Source organism: Hymenobacter cheonanensis (assembly GCF_030581075.1).
Taxonomy (GTDB): domain Bacteria; phylum Bacteroidota; class Bacteroidia; order Cytophagales; family Hymenobacteraceae; genus Hymenobacter.
This window is the reverse complement of sequence record NZ_JAUQSW010000006.1, coordinates 244,137-260,146: the sequence shown is the minus strand read 5'-3', so window position 1 is coordinate 260,146 and position 16,010 is coordinate 244,137. Positions and strand designations below refer to the sequence as shown.

The following is a 16,010-nucleotide window of genomic DNA, read 5'->3' as shown; positions in this document are numbered from 1 at the left end:
TTACTGCTGCACGCGAGATGCTTCACTGCGTTCAGCATGACGGACGATTATTTGGGCGGCCCCGCCGGGGCGGCCACCGGCGCCCCCGGGGCACTCACCTGGATTTTACCGCCGTCGCGCAGCTTCTGTACGCCTTCGGTCACGATTTTATCGCCGTCCTTGATACCGCTCAAAATCACGATGTCGTCGCGCAGGCGCGGGCCTAGCTGCACCTTGCGCTGCTTGGCGCTGTCGCCGAGGGCTACGTACACAAAGTTTTCGCCCATCTGCTCCACAATGGCTTTGTTGGGAATCACGAGGCGGTTACCCGACTTAGTGTTCAATACTTTAAGCACACCGCTCAGGCCATCCTTAAGCTGGTGCTGCGGGTTGGGAAACTGCACGCGCACCGTGATGGTCCCCGTTTGGGCATCCACGCCCCGGTCGATGGTCTGGATTTTACCCGGCTGGTTGTAGGCCTGGCCGCTGGGCAGCACAAAGCGCAGCGTCGAGTCGCTGACCGCGCCCCGCTGGTTTTGCAGGGTGATAAAGCGCTGAATGTCCGTTTCATTCACCGCGAAGTCCACGGCAATCGGGTCCTCGGTCGAGATGGTGTTGAGGAGCGTGGCGCCGGCGCTCACCTGCGCCCCTAGCCGCACCTGCGAAATGCCGATGCGCCCCGTAAACGGCGCAGTTATCGTAGCAAACCCCAGGTTGGTGCGCGCAATAGCCACCGCCGCCTGGGCCGAGGCCACCTGCGCCGAGGCCGTGCTGGCGTTGGTAACGGCATTTTCGGCCAGCTGCCGGGCCACGGCGTCCTGTTGCAGCAGGCGCTGGTAGCGGGCCTGATTCACCTGGGCATTCTGGGCCGAGGCCTGGGCGCTGCGCAGGTTGGCCAGCGCCTGCTGGTAGGCGCCTTCGTACTGGCGCTTGTCGATTTCATACAGCACCTTGCCGGCCGGCACCAGGTCGCCCTCCTTGAAGTACAGCCCCGTGATAAAGCCCGTCACCTGCGAGCGCAGCTCAACGCTCTTGAGGGCCACCACGGTGGCCGGGTACTGGTCGTAGTACACGGCATCGGTGGTGCGCGCCGTCACCACGCTCACGGCGGTGGGCGGCGGGGCGGCGTTCTTTTTATCGTCTTTTTTACCGCACGCGGTGCTGGCCGCTAGGCCCGCCATGGCGCACAGAGCCAGGTAGTTAGTAGTCATACAAAAGCGAAAGGAGCTTAATAGTTGGTGGGCAGCGTGCCCAGCGTGCGCAGCAGCTCTACCTTGCCGGTCAATACCTGAAACAGGGCGCTGTAGTAGTTGAGCTGCGAGGTGCGCAGCGTGGTTTGAGCCACGAGCAAATCGAGGTAGGCCTTGATGCCCTCGCGGTACTGCAAGTCGACCACGGTGTACACCTGGCGCGAGAGGTCGAGGTTCTGGCGGCTTTGCACGTAGGCTTCGTAGTAGCCCTTGTAGTTGGCCAGGGCCGTGGCATATTCCGTGGTCACCTGGTTGCGGGTGCTCAGCAGGTCCTGGTCCACGCGCTGGTCTTGCAGCCGGGCCAGGCGCAGGTTTTGGAGGCGCCGGAAGCCCGTGAACAGCGGCAGCGCCACCTGCAAGCCCGCGTAGGAGTTGGGGAAGCGCTGCTGGTACTGCTCGCTAAAGGTATTGGCCTGGTACACCGAGTTGTAGTTGCCGAAGGCCGACAGCGACGGCAGGAACCCTAGCCGGTAGTAGTCGACGGTAGTGCCCTGCAGCGACTTTTGCGTGAGCACCTGCTGATACTCAATGCGGTTGGCGGGGTCGAGCTGGGCCAGGGTATCTACCACCGCCTCCTGCTCTAGTTGCAGCGTGTCGTACTTCAGCTCCACGAGCCGGGTGGCCGGAAAGCCCATGAGCTGCTGCAAATAGGCCGTGTTGGCGTTCACCGCCTCCAGGGCCTGCTTGCGGCTGGCCTTCGAGTTGTTGAGCGAAATCTGGGCCTGCAAAAAGTCAGTTTTGTCCACAATGCCGGCGTCGTAGCGGTTGCGGGCATCCACGTAGTTGCGGGTCAGGCGCCGGATATCCTCGTCAAATACCTTGGCCTGGCGCTGCGACAGCAGCACGCTGTAAAACGCCTTGCTCACGTCCGACACGGTGGCGATTTTGTTGTTCACCGTGTTCTGGCCCGCCGCCAGCCGGTTGAGGGGCGCCTGGCGGGCGGCCAGCCGCACGTCGTTGTTATAGATAACCTGCGTGCCGGCCAGCCCGAGCGTCGTCACGTTTTTCACCCCTAGCTGGCGCGGCGTAGGAATGCCCGTGGTGGGGTCGGGAAAAACGGTAAACGGCAGCCCGAAATAATGCTGGCCCACGGCCGTGGCACTTACCTGCGGCAGCCAGGCCGAGAGCGCCACGCGGTTGCCGGCATCGGCAATGCCCTCGTCGAGGCGGGCCTGGCGCACCAGCGGCTGGTAGGCCAGCGCGTAGCCCAGGCACTGCGGTAGCGTGAGCGGGGCGGCGGGGGGAGGAGGTGGCGCGTCGGGCAGATTTTGGCCCGTGGCGGCGCCGCTGCTAAGCAAAAAACACGCAAGCAACGCTGCCAGCCAGCCTTGTGTAGCGTAGAATGGTTTGTTCATAAGTAACAGTAACCGGGCGGGCCTGCGAAAGGTTATGGGAGCCGCTCATGCCCTAGCGCGGAGGCTTATCGCTAAGCCAAACGGATAGAATGCGTTCGGGTTAATAAAAAAAGCCCCGCTATACCGTAGGGCTTTCTATTTTCAAGTCAATTGGTTGCTTGCGGACTGCTGGCTTCCGGCATCTGCTGCCGTGCTGAACATCCAGCGGCTGGGCGCGCGCAACGTCGGCCCGGCCCGCCGTGTCTTTACCCGTTACCGCCGCTTCCCTTTCGCTAAACCAACCCCTTCTTGCTGGATGCAGAAAATCTTCTTTACCCTCGCCGCCGCAGGCCTGCTCGCTGCGCCCGCGCTGGCCCAAACCCCGGCCCAGGCCCCCGAAAAGCTCGATGCCGCCGCCCTGGCCAAAATCAAGGACGAAGGCCTGAACCGCTCGAAGGTGATGGAAACCGCCTTTTACCTCACCGACGTGTGTGGCCCGCGCCTGGCCGGCTCTGAGGGGCTAGCCCGCGCCAACGCCTGGACCAAGAAGCGCCTCACCGACTACGGCCTGGCCAACGCCAACGTGGAGGCCTGGGGCGACTTTGGCCGCGGCTGGGACATCGACAAGAGCTACGTGGCCATGACGGCGCCCTACTACCACGCCCTCATCGGCGTGCCCAAAGCCTGGACGCCTAGCACCGCCGGCAGCCTGCGCAAGCAAGTAGCCTACGTGAACGTGAAAACCGAAGCCGACCTGGCCAAGTACCAGGGCCAGCTGCGCGATAAGATTGTGGTGCTGCCCGTGGCCACGCCGCCCCAGCCCAACTTCGAGCCCGATGCCAAGCGCCTCACCGCCGAAGACTTGCAGAAGCTGGCCGACGCGCCCGCTGGCGGCGGCGCCCCCACCGCCGCCAACCGCCCCGCCGAGGCCAATCCCGAAGCGCGCCGCGCCGCCATGCTCGCCGCCCGCGAGCTGCGCACCAAGCTGAACGACCTGCTGCTGGCCGAAGGCGCCGCCGCTATCCTCAGCCCCGGCCGCGGCACCGATGGCACCGTGTTCACCACCAACGGCGCGCCCTACGCCGCCGATGCCAAGCCGGTACTGCCCGAGCTGGAAATGAGCAGCGAGGACCAACTGCGCCTCATTCGCCTCGTGGAGGCCGGTATTCCGGTGGAGGTGGAGCTGGAAACCAAGACCCATTTCCAGACCCAGGACCTGAAAGGCTACAACGTGGTGGCCGAAATTCCGGGTACCGACAAGAAGCTCAAAAGCGAAGTCGTCATGCTCGGCGGCCACCTCGACTCGTGGCACGCCGCCACCGGCGCCACCGACAACGCCGCCGGCGTGGCCGTGATGATGGAGGCCGTGCGCATCCTGAAGGCTAGCGGCCTCAAGCCGCGCCGCACTATCCGCATCGCGCTGTGGGGCGAGGAGGAGGAAGGCCTGCATGGCTCGCGCAACTACGTGAAAAACCACTTTGCCGACCCCGCCACCATGCAGCTCAAGCCCGACCACGAGAAGCTGGCGGCCTACTTCAACCTCGACAATGGCGCCGGCAAAATCCGCGGCATCTACGCCCAGGGCAACGAGGCTGTGAAGCCAATTTTTACCGCCTGGCTAGCCCCCTTCGCCGACATGGGCGCCACCACCGTGACCTCGCGCAACACCGGCAGCACCGACCACGTGGCCTTCGACGCCGTGGGCCTGCCCGGCTTCCAGTTCATTCAGGATGGCCTCGATTATTTCGCCCGCACCCACCACTCCAACCAGGATACCTACGACCGCCTCGTGGCCGACGACCTCAAGCAGGCTTCGGTAGTGGTGGCCTCGTTCGTGTACAACGCCGCCATGCGCGACCAGAAGCTGCCCCGCAAGCCGCTGCCCGCCGCCGCCAAGGCCCAGTAGCACTGATGTTTAAGCCCTGGCGTCCGTCATGCTGAGCTTGCCGAAGCATCTCTACCGCTTCGTTAGGTTAGTGACCCTAGCGGCGCGGTAGAGATGCTTCGGCAAGCTCAGCATGACGGACGATTGATGGAAAATTAGAGTAGTTCACCCACCGCCCACCTTGCTGAAGAAAAATTAACCTCGACTTAAGGCCGGGTTCAGTTGACTAGGGGAGGTTTGCAGCACAGTAAGCAAGTTACTGCGTTGTAAACCTCCCTTTGTTATGTCCGGTGAAATCAAAAACCTCGAAGTAAAAGAAGCTAAAACCGCCAAGCCCGCCCCCAAGGCCCCGGCCGATAAATCAGAAAAAGACAAGCCTAAAAAGCCTGACCCCAAGCACGATAAGCCCAAGGCCCAACTGCATAAGCTAGCCACCTACGCCGGCACGGTGGGCGAGTACGGCGCTAACCCCGACGGTATCTACGACCGCCTCACGCTCGCTACCGCCGATGCGGCGTACACCGTGAAGTTTCCGCCCCATTTTGGCCAGGCGCTGCAGGGCGCGGCCCAGTCGGGCGCCGCTGCTACGGTGCTGGGGTACCTGCACACCACGCCCAAGGGCGACGAGCACCTGCACCTGGCCAGCCTCGAAGTAGGCGGCCAGCCCCTGCAGCCCCAGCCTGCTAGCCCTGCCGCCGAGCCCGTAACCGTGCAAGGCAAAGTAGCCGAGCTGCTGCGCGACCCCAAAGGCCACCCCCGCGCCCTGCGCCTGGCCGGTGCGGCGGGTGAGTTGCGCTTCCCACCCCACCTGGGCGAGCAGCTGGCTGAATACCTGGCGCCTGGCGCTGCGGTGCAGGCCAGCGGCCAGCGCCGCGCCGACCGCCCCGGCGAGGTGCGCGCCCCCGGCAGCGTTGCCCCGCTGCACCTAGAGCTGCTCACGGTGGGCGGCGAGTCGTTCCTGATTCGCTAGGGGCTAGGCAAAGCGCCGGGAGCTGAGATGCTGCCAGCCCTAATCTAAAATTATCAAGGCCATTCTACTGCCTGATACCAGGCGTAGAGTGGCCTTTTTTGCTGCCGGGGTGTAGCCTATTCCGAGCTGAGCCGTAGGCAGTAGCGTCATTTAGTTTCACTTTGCTTTCCTCAGCTGGCGCCATGCCCGACCCCAAGCCCTCTGCCGACCAAAACGCCGCGCTCGACCTGGCCAACGACCCCAAAAAGGGGAGCATCCGGGCACTGCGGGCGCTCAATTTTTTTATTGCCGATGTGCAGAATGGCATGGGCCCCTACATGGCCATGTACCTGCAATCGAGCGTGCACTGGGGGCCGGCCCAGATTGGCTCGGCCCTGGCGGCCGGCAATATTGCCCAGGTACTGGCCCAAACGCCCGCCGGCGCCCTCATCGACCGCCTGCGCCAGAAGCGGGCGCTGCTGCTCATCGGCATCGGGCTGATTGCGCTGGCGGTGCTGGCCACGGCCTTTTTCACCGTTAAGCCCGTGGTAATGAGTGGGCAGGCGCTCATCGGCGTGGCCGGGGCCATCTTTCCGCTGTGCTTGTCGGCTATTGCGCTAGGGTTGGTGGGGCGAAAAAGGTTTGACCAGGCCCAGGGGACCAACCAGGCGTTTAATGCGGCGGGCAATATGTTCGCGGCCCTGGCGCTGGGTGCAGTAGGCTACTACTTCAACCTGCGCTGGATGTTCTACTTCGTGGGTATTTTGTGCGTGGGCGCCGTGCTCTGCGTGCTGCGCATCAAGGGCGATGACATTGATTTCGACCAGGCGCGGGGTGCCGACAAGGGCGATGCCTGCGGCGACGAGCCAGCCAATAAGGCCGCCCCGGCAGGCGCGGCCGCTGCCCCGGCAGGCAGCGTCTGGGACGGTATTAAAGAGCTGCTTGAATGCTTCCGCGACCTGCTGCGCCAAAAGCCAGTGCTGGTTTTTCTGGTGTCGGCGGTCATTTTTCACTTCGCCAACGCCGCGATGGTGCCCCTCGTAACCCAGCTGCTGGCCAGGGGCGTAGGGGTGAAGCAGGCGGTACTATTTACCTCGGGCTACATGGTGGCCTCGCAACTCGTATTTATGGTAGTAGCCGCCGTTAGCGGCAAGCTGGCCGGTAAGGTAGGGCGTAAGCCCTTGTTTCTCTTTGGCTTTGCGGCCCTGGCGGCGCGTGGGGTGCTCTACACGCTCAGCCATCACCCGGCCGCGCTCATCGCCGTGCAGTGCATGGATGGGCTGGGGGCCGGCATCTTCGGCGTGGTAGGCGTGCTCATCATTGCCGACCTCACCAAGGGTACCGGGCGTTTTAACGCCGCGCAGGGCGCCATCGCCACGGCGCAGGGCATTGGCGCTTTTCTGAGCAACTCCGTGGCGGGGTACCTGGCTAAGAACCAAGGCGATAATTTTACTTTTCTCACGCTAGCCAGCATTGCCGCCGTGGGGCTGGTTGTGTTTTGGGTTTTTATGCCCGAAACGCTGGAAAAGAGCAAAGAAAAAATGCAGCCGGTGGCAGGGTAAGGCCCAATAGGAGGTGGGGCTTTTGTTTGGAATAGCGCCCTGCCGAGCTTAGCTGTGGGGCGCTATTTTATGTTTCTAATTGCAGGTCGTGTAGGAGTTTGCGCACTGCATTGCTGGTGGTAGCCAACCTTCGTACGTTCGGCCCCGATAAATAAGCTGCACATATATCCACCCACCTGCGCAATGTCGAATGGGAAGCAAGCCAGGTACTGGGCCGGGGACGTGGGCACTAGCCGGCGCCGACAAAGCCGGAGCCCGGTAAAGGGCTAGTTTCTCCTTGCCATAAGCGCGTGCGTAGGTGCCAAGCCACGCTGATTTTCTTACCCAGCCGCAGTAAGACTTGCCTGCAATAGCGTAGAAAATTCTCCCGTGAAAAAAGCCGCTTTGTTCGCGGTCGATGTTCATTGCCAGAAAATCTTCCTCTTTAAGATTGTGCTTTACTTGGTGCATAATCTTTCCACTAGGCTTGTCGAAGATGGGTACTGCATACCGATGCTTATACTCAACCACTGCCTCGCAATTACAAGTAAGCTTTTGGCCTAAGGCGTTGGAGAAACCCAATAAACAGGGTAGTAAAAGCACCAGCAGTTTCATTGGTAGTTGCAGGCCGGCAGTAAACGTAAGACCGGAAGCGGCGTAGAGAAGCAAGGTACTATTTTCCAGCTTTGCTATGCAAATTCCCGCCATTGGCCAACCCCGTAGCCGCGTCGACGGCCGCCTGAAAGTAACCGGCCAGGCCCGCTATGCTACCGAGCACGCCGTGCCAGGCTGCGTGCACGGCGTGTTAGTAACCAGCACGATAGCCGCCGGCCGCATCACGCACCTCGATATAAATGACGCGGCCAAAGCGCCCGGCGTGCTGGCCATTGTGTCGCACCTGAACTCGCCCAAGGTGCCCGGCTACGAAAACCCGCAGCCCGACCAGCGCGTGGAAGGCCAGCAGATGCGGGTGTTTTTCGACGATAAAATTCACTTCAGCAACCAGCCGGTGGCCCTGGCCATCGCGGGCACGCTGGAGCAGGCGCAGTACGCCGCTGCCCTAGTGCGCGTGCAGGTTGAGCAAGCCGCGCCGCAAACCGATATAATCCAGGGCCTGGCCAGCAGCTACAAACCCAAAAAAGCCGAGGACTACCTGCGCGGCCAGGCGCAGGCCTACAAAACGGCTCCCGTGCAGCTAGCCCACGAGTACCAGACGCCGCTGCAAGTGCACAACCCCCTGGAGATGCACGCGGCCATCGCCCAGTGGCAAGGTAATAACCTGACGGTCTGGAATAAAACCCAGGCGCCCTCGCTAGCCCAGAAAGACCTGATGAAGCTCTGGGCCTTGCCCAAGGAAAGCGTGCAGGTGCATTCGCCATTCGTAGGCGGGGCGTTTGGGGGTGCCTCGCGCATCTGGCCGCCCGAAATGGCCGCTATTTTGGGCGCCAAGGTGGTGGGCCGGCCAGTGAAGGTGATGAATGAGCGCGAGCAGGAGTTCAACATGGTGGGCTACCGGCCGCGCTCGGTGCAGCGCGTGGCGCTGGGGGCGCAGGCCGATGGTACCCTGGTGGGCGTATCGCATGAGGCTTTCGGGGCCACCTCGCGCTACGAGCAGTTTACCGAGCGCACGCTGCACCCCACCAAATCGGGCTACCGCTGCCCCAATGCCGAATTGACTTACCACCTCGTGCCGCTCGACATGAGCACGCCCTGCTGGGCGCGCGGCCCCGGCGAAACCACCGGCTCCTTCGCCCTCGAGTCGGCGATGGATGAGCTGGCATACGCCCTCAAAATTGACCCGCTAGCCTTGCGGCTGAAGAATTTTGCCGAGGTAGACCCCGAAGGCGACAAGCCCTGGAGCAGCAACTACCTGCGCGAGTGCTACGCCCAGGGCGCCGAGAAATTTAACTGGCAAAAGCGCAACCCGACCCCCGGTGCCACCCACGACGGCGACTGGCTGGTGGGCCAGGGTATGGCTATGGGCATCTACCACGCCTCGCGGGCCAAGGCCAGCGCCCGCGCCCGCCTGCTGCCCGACGGCACCCTGCTGGTGCAAAGCGCCACCGCCGACGTGGGCCCCGGCACCGCCACCGTCATGACCCAGATTGCGGCCGACGCCAGCGGCGTAGCCCCCGAAAACATCCGCTTCGAACTCGGCGACGCGGCCTACCCCGAGGCACCGGGCCAGTTTGGCTCGCACACCGTGGCCTCGGTAGGCGCGGCCGTGCACGACACCTGCACGGCGCTCCGCCAGCAGCTGGTTAACCTCGCATTCAGTATGCCCGGCTCGCCCTTCGCCAAAGCCAAGCTACCCGACCTGGTGGCCGAGGGCGGCACCGTGCACCTGGCTAGCCACCCCGCCACCAGCCGCACCTACGCCGACGTGCTGCGCCAGGCCGGTCAGCCCGCGCTCGAAGTCACCCATGAATCGCCCGAGGTGCCCGAGAAAGGCGAGAAGTCGGGCAAGTCGTTCGGCGCCTGCTTTGTGGAGGTGCGCGTGCACGCCCATACCCGCGAGGTGCGCGTGAGCCGCGTGGTATCAGCCATCGACGCGGGCCGCATTATGAACCACAAAACTGCCCGCAGCCAGGTCTACGGCGCCCTCACCTGGGGCCTGGGGCTAGCCCTGATGGAAGACGCCGTGCTCGACCACCGCTACGGCCGCATCACCAACCACGACCTGGCCAATTACCACGTACCCGTCAACGCCGACATGCCCCTCAATATCGACGTCATTTTCATCGATAAGCCTGATAATTACTTAGACCCCATGGGTGCCAAAGGTTTAGGCGAAATCGGTATTGTCGGCGTCAGCGCCGCTATTGCGAATGCGGTATTTCACGCCACCGGCAAGCGCGTGCGCGACTTGCCGATTACACCGGATAAACTAATATAGCGAACACATTTGTCATGCTGAACGCAGTGAAGTATCTCGTTCGCGTTGTTGCTTACGCACTGATTACTGCGCTAGGCGAGATGCTTCACTGCGTTCAGCATGACAGAATATGGCTCTTGCAAAGTTCTAACCAGCTATTCCTTAAACTTCTTTTTATAGAAGGTATCGGCTTGCTTCTGCAAGGTCTGGGTAACTGCTATTGGCTGGAACTTACCACCATTTACAGCCCATGCCTGAGTACCTACGTCACCGCTGTATACTACAAGATTATTGGCATTGGCCCAGCCAACGGCCCAAGCCATTACATCGCTGGCATGAGTATTTAAGCTATCCAGCTGCTTGTGATTTTTATCAAATAAAAATAGCTTTACCAACGCATAATCCTTACGGTTAGAATCTAAGCGATTGACTTTCGATTTTATAGAATAATCTGCCTGGGGAGAATCTATGAAATCAGATTCATAATTAAGCATTGAACAGCTCGTCGCCAACAACGCGGAAGCGGCAAATAGATAGCAAACTCTCATGTCTACTTGCGGCTTACCCCAGCTTTTCCTTAAACAGCCGCAACGTGCGCTCCCAGGCCAATTTAGCCGCCTCGGCATTGTAGCGAGCGGGCGAGGTGTCGTTATTAAACGCGTGGTTAACGCCTTCGTACACAAACAGCTCGTAGGGAATGTGAGCGGCTTTCAGGGCGGCTTCATAGGCCGGGATGCCGGCGTCGATGCGCTGGTCGAGGCCGGCGTAGTGCAGCATGAGAGCGGCTTTAATCCGGGGCACGTCTTCGGCCTTGGGCTGCTGGCCGTAGTAGGCCACGGCGGCGTTGAGCTTGGGGTCGTGCACCGCCAGCTGGTTGACTAGCCCGCCGCCCCAGCAGAAGCCCACGCAGCCGGTGCGGCCGTTGCACTCGGGCCGGGCGCGCAGATAGGTGAGGGCCGCCAGGTAATTATTCAGGTTTTTCTGCGGGTCGAGCTGGCCGATGAGTTCGCGGCCCTTATCCTCGTCGGCGGGCGTGCCGCCTGCCACCGACAGCGCATCGACGCCCAGCGCCAGGTAGCCGGCCTGCGCCACCCGCCGCGTCACATCTTTTATGTGGGGCGTAAGGCCCCGATTTTCGTGGATTACGACTACTGCGCCGCGCTTTTTCTTGGCCTTAGGATGCACCAGGTAGCCACTCACGGTGGCCCCATCGCCCGGCCAGGTCACGGTTTCCTCCACCAGATTTTCGGCCAGGGGCGAGATAGTGGCCGCGTGGGCATAACCGGGTTCCAACACGGAAAGAGCAGTAGTGGCCAGGGCAGCGCTGCCCGCCAGCATCAGCAGGCGGTCCAGAAATTCCTTGCGCGACAGCGGGCGGTGGGTGTACTCGTCGAACAGGTTGATGATGCGCTGGTCCATAGGGGGTAGGGTGAGATTATAGCCGCAAGATATTGCGCACCAGTTGATTCTTAGCCTTGCACGTGTTGTAGCGTCTGGAAGTAAGAAGCTGAGAATAATAACCTTGTGCCATACCAGCTAAAAAGCTCCCCATCTATTAATTGAATTTTTGCGGCCGGGCAAATCTCCTGAAATTCAGCCACGTGTTTTTCTCCAAAAGGGTAGGGTTCCGACGACAGGAAAATGCGAGCCGGGGCAGCCTTGGCTAGTTGTTCGGGTATCACTTCGGGGTAGCGCCCTAGGTGGGCAAATACATTGGAAAAGCCAGCCCGCTGCAGCATGTCATTAATAAATGTGCCGGCGGCGGCCACCATATAGGGCTTACGCCAGATGAAATAGGCGACTGGCACCAAAGCAGGCCGTGCCTGGATTGCATCAAACTTGGCTTTAATTGCTGCTGCTAATGACTCAGCAAGGTGCAATTTTCCGGTAATTTCCCCAACGCCGCGAATCATCTCTAGCGCCTCTGGCAAATCCGTTACGTTGCTCATCCACACGGGGTAGTGCTTGGCCAGCTCTGTAATCCCATCCTGATAATTCTCCTCCTTATTACCAATAATCAAGTCAGGGCGGGCGGCCCTGATTTTGATAAAATCAAAATTCTTCGTGCCCCCAATCACACTAGCCTTGTGGCGGGCATTGTGTGGATGCGTGCAAAACTTTGTAACGCCTTCTAATTGTTTTTGCAAGCCGAGGTCGAATAATAGCTCGGTTTGGGAAGGTACTAGCGAGACAATACGTAGGGGTGGGTACGGAAAGTGGACTTCCCGACCCATCTGGTCGATTGTTTTAACCTGGCGTTGGTGAGAATTATAGGCCATTGTAAGGAGCTAGTACGAAGCAAAAAAGCGGCTGCATAAGGGATGCAGCCGCTTTTTAGAAGGAAATAAAGTATTACGAGAAATACCGGAAATCCTGCCCGTCTTCAATACGCAGCAGCGTTTCGTAAATGAGGCGCGTCACGCTGTCCACGTCGTCCTTGTGCACGGTCTCTACCGTGGTATGCATATACTTGAGTGGCAGCGAAATAAGCGCGGCAGCCACGCCCGAGCCCGAGTAGGCGAACGCATCCGTGTCGGTGCCGGTGGCGCGGGTCGCGGCGGCCCGCTGAAACGGAATGTCCGTTTCCTTGGCCGTATTAATAATTAAGTCGCGCAGATTATTTTGCACGGCCGGGCCATAGGTAATTACCGGGCCTTTGCCGCAGAAAATATCGCCGCTGGTTTTCTTCTCGTACATCGGCGACTGCGTATCGTGCGTCACGTCGGTAATGATTGCCACATCGGGGTTAATGCGGTGCGCCACCATTTCGGCGCCGCGCAGGCCTATTTCTTCCTGCACTGCATTCACGATATACAGGCCGAAAGGCAGCTTTTTACCGTTTTCTTTCAGCATCCGGGCCACCTCGGCTACCATGAAGCCCCCCACGCGGTTGTCGAGGGCGCGGCCCACGTAATACTTATCGTTGAGCACGGTAAACTCGTCCTCAAACGTCACGACTGAGCCCACGTGAATGCCCATTTCGGCTACCTCGTCGGCGCTGCTGGCCCCGCAGTCGAGAAATATGGTTTCGATGGTGGGCGCTTTGTCCTGCTCCACCTTGCGCACGTGGATGGCGGGCCAGCCGAACACGGCTTTCACAATGCCTTTTTCACCGAAAATATTTACCCGCTTGCTAGGGGCTACCAGTGCATCGGAGCCGCCGTTGCGGCGCAGATACAGGTAACCCTCCTTGGTGATGTAGTTAACGAAATACGAAATCTCATCGGCGTGCGCCTCAATGACGACTTTGTATTTCGCGTCGGGGTTAATTACCCCAACTACGGTGCCGTAGGTATCAACAAAATACTCGTCGATATATGGCTTGATGTAGTCCAGCCACAGCTTCTGGCCTTCTTTTTCGAAGCCGGTGGGCGAGGGATTATTCAGGTATTTCTCAAGAAACTCGAACGATTCGGAACGCATTTTTAAAACGGTGTCATGCTGAGCTTGCGAAGCATCTTATCACGTTCGCAATGCTCGGGTTCGGAATAAATGCTGATAAAAGCAGCCGTGATAAGATGCTTCCTTCGTCAGCATGACAAATAGGAAAGAGCCAAGGTTTACAGCGGAATGTTACCGTGTTTCTTGCGCGGCAGCGTGTCCACTTTATTTTCCAGCATTTTAAAGGCGCGAATTAATTTCTGGCGCGTTTGCGAAGGCAGAATTACTTCATCGACAAAGCCGCGGTGGGCGGCGCGGTAGGGCGTGGCAAATTTTTGCTGGTACTCGTCTACCTTTTCCTGGAGTTTGGCTTCGGGGTCTTCGGCTTGGGCGATTTCGCGCTTGAAAATGATTTCGGCGGCGCCCTTGGCGCCCATTACCGCGATTTCGGCGGTGGGCCAGGCAAAGTTGAGGTCGGCCCCGATGTGCTTGCTGTTCATCACGTCGTAGGCCCCGCCGTAGGCTTTACGGGTGATGACGGTGATGCGCGGCACGGTGGCCTCGCAGAAAGCGTAGAGCAGCTTGGCGCCGTTGGTGATGATGCCGCGCCACTCCTGGTCGGTGCCGGGCAGGAAGCCGGGCACGTCTTCGAGCACGAGCAGCGGGATATTAAACGAGTCGCAGAAGCGCACGAAGCGCGCGGCCTTGGTGCTGGCGTTGATGTCGAGCACGCCGGCGAGCACGGCCGGCTGGTTGCCCACGATGCCGATGCTGCGGCCCGCCAGCCGCGCAAAACCCACCACGATGTTCTCGGCAAAGTTCTGGTGCACTTCCATGAACGAGCCAGTATCAATCAGGCCTTCAATGACTTCGCGGATGTCATAGGGCTGGTTGGCGTTGTCGGGGATGAGCGTGTCGAGCGCCGGGCGGCTTTCGTCGCTGCTAGCCTCGTAGGGCGCGGCGGGGGCGGTTTCCTCGCAGTTCTGGGGCATGTAGCTCAGCAATTGCTTGAGCTGCTGAATGATGACCACCTCGTTGGGTGCCGTGAAGTGCGTGACGCCGCTCTTGGCCGAGTGGGTGCTGGCCCCGCCCAATTCCTCGCTGGTCACGTTTTCGTGGGTTACGGTCTTCACCACGTTGGGGCCGGTCACGAACATGTAGCTCGTGTTTTCGACCATCAGAATGAAGTCCGTAATGGCCGGCGAGTACACCGCGCCGCCCGCGCACGGCCCCATAATGGCCGAAAGCTGCGGCACCACGCCGCTGGCCAGGGTATTCTTGTAGAAGATATCGGCGTAGCCGCCGAGGCTCACCACGCCCTCCTGAATGCGGGCGCCGCCCGAGTCGTTGAGGCCGATAACGGGCGCGCCGTTCTTCATGGCCAGGTCCATTATCTTGACGATTTTCTCGGCGTGCGTCTCGCTCAGCGAGCCACCGAACACCGTAAAATCCTGCGAGAAAACGTAGACCAGGCGGCCGTGGATGGTGCCGTAGCCGGTCACCACGCCGTCGCCGAGGTAGTATTCTTTGTCGAGGCCAAAGTCTTTGGCGCGGTGCATCACAAACTTGCCGATTTCCTCGAAGGAGCCTTCATCAAGCAGTAAGTCAATGCGTTCGCGGGCGGTGAGCTTGCCTTTTTTGTGCTGGGCATCGATGCGGGTCTGGCCGCCGCCGAGCAGGGCTTCCTGGTTTTTGGCAGCGAGCAGCTCAGTTTTGGAGAGGGTAGGGTGGGCGGCTACGTGGGGGTCGGCCATTGGGTAGGGCGGGGAGGTTGGGATAACTTTCAGGTAAAGCCCAAAGATAGGCGGCCGTAGCGCAGACCTTGATTTCCTGTTGCTGAAGCAGCCCCCTTATTGTGAGGCGATATGACTGTGTTTCTATTTTAGAAATAGAAGTAACATCGCAGCGACTCCAACTGCGTGAATAAGAAGAGAAGTTTTTCTTTCCTGTCTTCTAGTCACAATTCTCAAAAAGCTTTGTACTAGCAGTGCAAAGCTCAACGGCAGTAACACTAAGAAAGACAAAAGGTCAAAATTTGGTGTGCAAGGTCCGGTTCTATAATACTTTGAGCAATAAAGTATTACTAGCACAGCAAACACGTAGTAGATGCCAACTTGAGCGGACTTTTTCATGGCAGAAAGTTAGCCATCCCAGCCCAGGTCGGCATTAATAGGAGGCGTGGGGTCGAGCGACCGCCACAGGTATTTGCAGGCTAGCGAGCGGTAGGGGCGCCAGGGCTCGGCCAGCAACAGCATTTTTTTGTGCAGGGCGCGGCCGGTTTCTTCCAGGCCGTAGAGCTTGCGCATGGCGTTCTGGATGCCCAGGTCGCCTTCGCTGAACACATCGGGCTGGTCGAGGGCAAACATTTGCAGCATCTGGGCGGTCCAGCGGCCTACGCCTTTGATGGCGGTGAGGTGGGCGGTGAAGGCTTCCTCATCGAGCTGGCTCAGGTGCTCGTAGTCGAGCTGGCCGCGCTCCTGGTATTCGGCAATGGCCTTGAGGTAGCCAATTTTTTGGCGCGACAGGCCAGCCTCGCGCAGCTCATCTTCTTCCAGGCGCAGCACCTCGCGGGGCTCGGGGTAGCCATCGGGCCGAAAGAGGGCGGTGAAGCGCCGCCAGATGGCCGCCGCCGCCTTGGTCGAAATCTGCTGGCTGACGATGGCGCGCAGCAGCGCCAGGTACAGGTCTTCGTGGGCGGCGGGGCGCACCGGGCCGGCTACGCGGGCAATGGCCTGGGCCAGAATAGGGTCGGCCTGGCGCAGGTGGGCCAGCGCGGCGGCGTGCCAGTGGGGTTCGGAAATGGAATCAGACATAAA

General features: G+C 60.3%; 13 protein-coding genes. 4 read left to right on the top strand and 9 right to left on the bottom strand.

Going from position 1 to position 16,010, the window contains the following annotated elements; all coding sequences use genetic code 11:
- Positions 1-47: 47 nt before the first annotated feature.
- Both Q5H89_RS13660 and Q5H89_RS13655 read right to left on the bottom strand, forming a co-directional pair.
- Positions 48-1,190: an efflux RND transporter periplasmic adaptor subunit gene (locus Q5H89_RS13660; RefSeq protein ID WP_305019885.1), complete on the bottom strand. Its 1,143-nt coding sequence runs from the start codon at positions 1,188-1,190 to the stop codon at positions 48-50.
- A 17-nt stretch (positions 1,191-1,207) separates the two neighbouring features.
- Complete coding sequence (locus Q5H89_RS13655) at positions 1,208-2,584, bottom strand: TolC family protein (RefSeq protein ID WP_305019884.1); 1,377 nt, start codon at positions 2,582-2,584, stop codon at positions 1,208-1,210.
- Between the two features lie 295 nt (positions 2,585-2,879).
- Here Q5H89_RS13655 and Q5H89_RS13650 point away from each other — a divergent pair, with 295 nt between their 5' ends.
- The 3 genes from Q5H89_RS13650 (at position 2,880) to Q5H89_RS13640 (ending at position 6,959) form a co-directional block, all read left to right on the top strand.
- Complete coding sequence (locus tag Q5H89_RS13650) at positions 2,880-4,469, top strand: M28 family metallopeptidase (protein WP_305019883.1); 1,590 nt, start codon at positions 2,880-2,882, stop codon at positions 4,467-4,469.
- A gap of 262 nt (positions 4,470-4,731) precedes the next feature.
- Positions 4,732-5,418: a hypothetical protein gene (locus Q5H89_RS13645; RefSeq protein WP_305019882.1), complete on the top strand. Its 687-nt coding sequence runs from the start codon at positions 4,732-4,734 to the stop codon at positions 5,416-5,418.
- 182 nt (positions 5,419-5,600) lie between these two features.
- Positions 5,601-6,959 (top strand): MFS transporter, encoded by a 1,359-nt coding sequence (locus Q5H89_RS13640; RefSeq protein ID WP_305019881.1) that lies wholly within the window; start codon positions 5,601-5,603, stop codon positions 6,957-6,959.
- A gap of 75 nt (positions 6,960-7,034) precedes the next feature.
- Here Q5H89_RS13640 and Q5H89_RS13635 read toward each other — a convergent pair whose 3' ends face one another.
- On the bottom strand, positions 7,035-7,553 hold the full coding sequence (locus tag Q5H89_RS13635; protein ID WP_305019880.1) for a hypothetical protein: 519 nt from the start codon (positions 7,551-7,553) through the stop codon (positions 7,035-7,037).
- A 76-nt stretch (positions 7,554-7,629) separates the two neighbouring features.
- Here Q5H89_RS13635 and Q5H89_RS13630 point away from each other — a divergent pair, with 76 nt between their 5' ends.
- Positions 7,630-9,834 (top strand): xanthine dehydrogenase family protein molybdopterin-binding subunit, encoded by a 2,205-nt coding sequence (locus Q5H89_RS13630; RefSeq protein ID WP_305019879.1) that lies wholly within the window; start codon positions 7,630-7,632, stop codon positions 9,832-9,834.
- A 134-nt stretch (positions 9,835-9,968) separates the two neighbouring features.
- Here the strand turns inward: Q5H89_RS13630 and Q5H89_RS13625 are convergent, their stop codons facing one another.
- The 6 genes from Q5H89_RS13625 to Q5H89_RS13600 all read right to left on the bottom strand — a co-directional run bounded on the left by Q5H89_RS13625 (position 9,969) and on the right by Q5H89_RS13600 (position 16,007).
- Positions 9,969-10,361 (bottom strand): hypothetical protein, encoded by a 393-nt coding sequence (locus Q5H89_RS13625; protein ID WP_305019878.1) that lies wholly within the window; start codon positions 10,359-10,361, stop codon positions 9,969-9,971.
- Positions 10,362-10,374: 13 nt separating this feature from the next.
- Positions 10,375-11,232 carry a dienelactone hydrolase family protein gene (locus Q5H89_RS13620; protein ID WP_305019877.1) on the bottom strand — a complete coding sequence of 286 codons (858 nt, stop codon included), beginning with the start codon at positions 11,230-11,232 and terminating at the stop codon, positions 10,375-10,377.
- 50 nt (positions 11,233-11,282) lie between these two features.
- Positions 11,283-12,092, bottom strand: a complete 810-nt coding sequence (locus tag Q5H89_RS13615) for a helical backbone metal receptor (RefSeq protein WP_305019876.1) — start codon at positions 12,090-12,092, stop codon at positions 11,283-11,285.
- Between the two features lie 73 nt (positions 12,093-12,165).
- The gene (locus tag Q5H89_RS13610; RefSeq protein WP_305019875.1) at positions 12,166-13,236 is read right to left on the bottom strand and encodes a M42 family metallopeptidase; all 1,071 of its coding nucleotides are present in this window, start codon (positions 13,234-13,236) and stop codon (positions 12,166-12,168) included.
- A gap of 137 nt (positions 13,237-13,373) precedes the next feature.
- On the bottom strand, positions 13,374-14,948 hold the full coding sequence (locus Q5H89_RS13605) for an acyl-CoA carboxylase subunit beta (RefSeq protein ID WP_305019874.1): 1,575 nt from the start codon (positions 14,946-14,948) through the stop codon (positions 13,374-13,376).
- A gap of 387 nt (positions 14,949-15,335) precedes the next feature.
- Complete coding sequence (locus tag Q5H89_RS13600; RefSeq protein ID WP_305019873.1) at positions 15,336-16,007, bottom strand: DNA-3-methyladenine glycosylase family protein; 672 nt, start codon at positions 16,005-16,007, stop codon at positions 15,336-15,338.
- Positions 16,008-16,010: the final 3 nt, after the last annotated feature.

Excerpts from the sequence above, each read along its gene's own strand:
- Q5H89_RS13650 (WP_305019883.1), top strand. The coding sequence starts at position 2,880 with ATGCAGAAAATCTTCTTTACCCTCGCCGCCGCAGGCCTGCTCGCTGCG.
- Q5H89_RS13635 (WP_305019880.1), bottom strand. The coding sequence starts at position 7,553 with ATGAAACTGCTGGTGCTTTTACTACCCTGTTTATTGGGTTTCTCCAAC.
- Q5H89_RS13620 (WP_305019877.1), bottom strand. The coding sequence starts at position 11,232 with ATGGACCAGCGCATCATCAACCTGTTCGACGAGTACACCCACCGCCCG.
- Q5H89_RS13640 (WP_305019881.1), top strand. The coding sequence starts at position 5,601 with ATGCCCGACCCCAAGCCCTCTGCCGACCAAAACGCCGCGCTCGACCTG.
- Q5H89_RS13615 (WP_305019876.1), bottom strand. The coding sequence starts at position 12,092 with ATGGCCTATAATTCTCACCAACGCCAGGTTAAAACAATCGACCAGATG.
- Q5H89_RS13610 (WP_305019875.1), bottom strand. The coding sequence starts at position 13,236 with ATGCGTTCCGAATCGTTCGAGTTTCTTGAGAAATACCTGAATAATCCC.
- Q5H89_RS13600 (WP_305019873.1), bottom strand. The coding sequence starts at position 16,007 with ATGTCTGATTCCATTTCCGAACCCCACTGGCACGCCGCCGCGCTGGCC.
- Q5H89_RS13625 (WP_305019878.1), bottom strand. The coding sequence starts at position 10,361 with ATGAGAGTTTGCTATCTATTTGCCGCTTCCGCGTTGTTGGCGACGAGC.
- Q5H89_RS13630 (WP_305019879.1), top strand. The coding sequence starts at position 7,630 with ATGCAAATTCCCGCCATTGGCCAACCCCGTAGCCGCGTCGACGGCCGC.
- Q5H89_RS13605 (WP_305019874.1), bottom strand. The coding sequence starts at position 14,948 with ATGGCCGACCCCCACGTAGCCGCCCACCCTACCCTCTCCAAAACTGAG.
- Q5H89_RS13660 (WP_305019885.1), bottom strand. The coding sequence starts at position 1,190 with ATGACTACTAACTACCTGGCTCTGTGCGCCATGGCGGGCCTAGCGGCC.
- Q5H89_RS13655 (WP_305019884.1), bottom strand. The coding sequence starts at position 2,584 with ATGAACAAACCATTCTACGCTACACAAGGCTGGCTGGCAGCGTTGCTT.
- Q5H89_RS13645 (WP_305019882.1), top strand. The coding sequence starts at position 4,732 with ATGTCCGGTGAAATCAAAAACCTCGAAGTAAAAGAAGCTAAAACCGCC.